Below are 2,601 nucleotides of genomic sequence, written 5' to 3' on the forward strand. Positions count from 1 at the left end.
CGTCGGCATGGGATTCCGCATCTCCACGGAGGTCGGCCGCCTGGCGGTCGACATGGTGTGGGCGGAAATTGCGGTGGCGGCGCTCGCCGGCTCCGTGTTTTATGGTGTCATGGCGCTCCTCGAGCGCGTCGTGACGTTCTGGCATCCGTCGTTCCGCACCTAGGGACCGACGGCAATTCAAACCTCGAACGGAGGGGTCAAATGAGAAAACTGCTGATAGCCGCGATGGCGGCGACTGCCGGGACCGGCCTCGGCCTGCTGCCGGCTTCCGCCGCCGACGAAGTAACCCTGCAGCTCAAGTGGGTCACCCAGGCCCAGTTTGGCGGCTACTACGTCGCCAAGGACAAGGGCTTCTACGAGGAGGAAGGCCTCGACGTCACCATCAAGCCCGGCGGCCCGGACATCAATCCGGAGCAGGTTCTGGTCGGCGGCGGCGCCGACGTCGCTATCGACTGGATGCCCTCGGCGCTCGCGTCGCGGGAGAAGGGCGTGCCGACCGTCAACATCGCCCAGCCCTTCAAGAGCTCGGGCATGATGCTGACCTGCCGCAAGGAAACCGGCATCACCAAGCCGGAGGACTTCCGCGGCAAGACGCTTGGCGTCTGGTTCTACGGCAACGAGTATCCCTTCCTTTCGTGGATGTCGAAGCTCGGCATCCCGACCGAGGGCGGCGCGGATGGCGTGACCGTGATCAAGCAGGGCTTCAACGTCGATCCGCTGATCCAGAAGCAGGCGGACTGCGTCTCGACGATGACCTATAATGAATACTGGCAGATCATCGACGCCGGCATCCCGGCGGATGAGCTGGTGGTCTTCAAGTACGAGGAGCAGGGCGTCGCGACGCTCGAGGACGGCCTCTATGTGCTGGAGGACAATCTCCAGGATCCGGCATTCGTCGACAAGATGGCGCGCTTCGTCAAGGCTTCGATGAAGGGTTGGGAATGGGCCCGCGAGCATCCCGACGAGGCCGCCGACATCGTTCTCGAGAACGACGAGACCGGCGCCCAGACCGAAAAGCACCAGCGCCGGATGATGAGCGAGATCAACAAGCTCACCGACGGCTCGAACGGCTCGCTGGTCGAAGGCGACTACCAGAGGACGGTCGACATCCTGCTGTCCGGCGGTTCCGATCCGGTCATTACCAAGGAGCCCGAAGGCGCCTGGAGCCACGCGGTCACGGAAAAGGCCGGCATCGAGACGCAGATGTAGGCTTGCGCCTAACGCCGAACAAAGACGGGCGTCCTCGGGCGCCCGTTTTCTTTTTGGGCAGGATGCTACTTCCGGCCGAGCTTGCGCGCCGCCTCGAGCTGCGCGGCGCCTCGCATCATATCGAGCGCGAAGCGCGCCATCTCCGGCCAGCGGGCGCGATCCCCCGATCCGATCAGGATCCAGTCCATCATCGGCGGCTTCGACTTGAACGGCGCGAGATATTCCCAATCGGTCAGGCCAAGCGAAAACACGTCGATGTCGCGGCCAAGGCGAACGCCAAGCCCGGCGAACCGCCCTTTCGTGGTGTAGAAGGCGAAGACCTTGCCGCCGAACTTCACCGCATCCGACGACATCATCCGGCCGCGCTCGACCCCGCCTTCGCCGGCGACCAGGCCGTCGGCGAGCCGCCGCCAATGGGCGAGATCACCGTCCTCATCCGCAAGCACCGTCTTCGCCACGCTTTTCTCCACGCCGATTTCATATTAAACTGATCGGTAAATTAACCAGGGCGAATGGATTGGCGGAACCGCCATTCCGCTGACAGGACCGGAGGAGCAAGGTTGGACACCGGTCTTCTCACGCCACGACTCGACGAGGGACTGCCCAGGTTCCTCGACGAGCTTTCGCGCAACAATAACAAAAACTGGTTCGACGCGCATCGCGATCGCTATCAGCAGGTCTACGTCGCCCCGGCCCTGGCGCTGATCGCCGCCATGGCGGAACCGCTCGCCGCCCTCGACCCGCCATTGACCGCGAATCCGAAGGTCAACGGCTCGCTCCGCCGCATCAATCGCGATGTCCGCTTCTCCAGGGACAAGCGCCCCTATTCGGCGATGCTGCACCTGATCTTCTACACGGGCGAGCGCGCGAACCATGGCCCCGGCGTCCATGTCGTCGTCGGTCCCGGCCGTTTCGGCATCGGGGCCGGCCACTGGGCCTTCGAACCGGCGCAGCTCGAAGCCTATCGCGCGGCGGTGACCACCAGGGCGGGAGCCAGGGGGCTGCTCGCAGCGCTCGACAAGGCGGGCACGATCGGCTGCCGACCCGACGCGCCCCAGCTCGCCCGCCTGCCGCGCGGCTACGACGCCACCGAACCGGTAGCGACCATGCTGCGACGGAAGGGGGTTGTGGTCCGCAGCAAGGACCAGCCAATCCCCGACGCGTTGTTCGGGGCGAAGGCGCCGGCCTTCCTGCTTGCCCGGATCAAGGCCCTGATGCCGCTGATCGCATGGCTCGAAGCCAACGTTTTCGGGTGAAGGGCGAAAGTGCGTCCTTCGAGGCTCCGCTTCGCGGAGCACCTCAGGATGGCGGGGTTGGTGTCTTTGACCGGCTCTCGCACGGCAACGCGAAGCCTCTTTCCTCGCCATGCCGAGGCGCGAGGGCGAAGCGGGC

General features: G+C 65.1%; 3 protein-coding genes and 1 pseudogene. 3 read left to right on the top strand and 1 reads right to left on the bottom strand.

Translation table 11 applies throughout. The annotated features are described in order from the left end of the window. Together KDJ86_RS11955 and KDJ86_RS11960 are read left to right on the top strand one after the other, a co-directional pair. Positions 1-163: pseudogene (locus KDJ86_RS11955) on the top strand (ABC transporter permease); the annotation flags it as partial. A 38-nt stretch (positions 164-201) separates the two neighbouring features. Then, positions 202-1,209: an ABC transporter substrate-binding protein gene (locus KDJ86_RS11960; protein ID WP_291745883.1), complete on the top strand. Its 1,008-nt coding sequence runs from the start codon at positions 202-204 to the stop codon at positions 1,207-1,209. A gap of 65 nt (positions 1,210-1,274) precedes the next feature. Here the strand turns inward: KDJ86_RS11960 and KDJ86_RS11965 are convergent, their stop codons facing one another. Next, entirely contained in the window at positions 1,275-1,667 is a 393-nt protein-coding gene (locus KDJ86_RS11965; protein ID WP_291745886.1) for a hypothetical protein, read from the bottom strand. A 102-nt stretch (positions 1,668-1,769) separates the two neighbouring features. Here KDJ86_RS11965 and KDJ86_RS11970 point away from each other — a divergent pair, with 102 nt between their 5' ends. Continuing rightward, positions 1,770-2,465 carry a DUF2461 domain-containing protein gene (locus KDJ86_RS11970; protein ID WP_291745889.1) on the top strand — a complete coding sequence of 232 codons (696 nt, stop codon included), beginning with the start codon at positions 1,770-1,772 and terminating at the stop codon, positions 2,463-2,465. Positions 2,466-2,601: the final 136 nt, after the last annotated feature.

Source organism: Bauldia sp., from assembly GCF_020442045.1.
GTDB lineage: Bacteria > Pseudomonadota > Alphaproteobacteria > Rhizobiales > Kaistiaceae > Bauldia.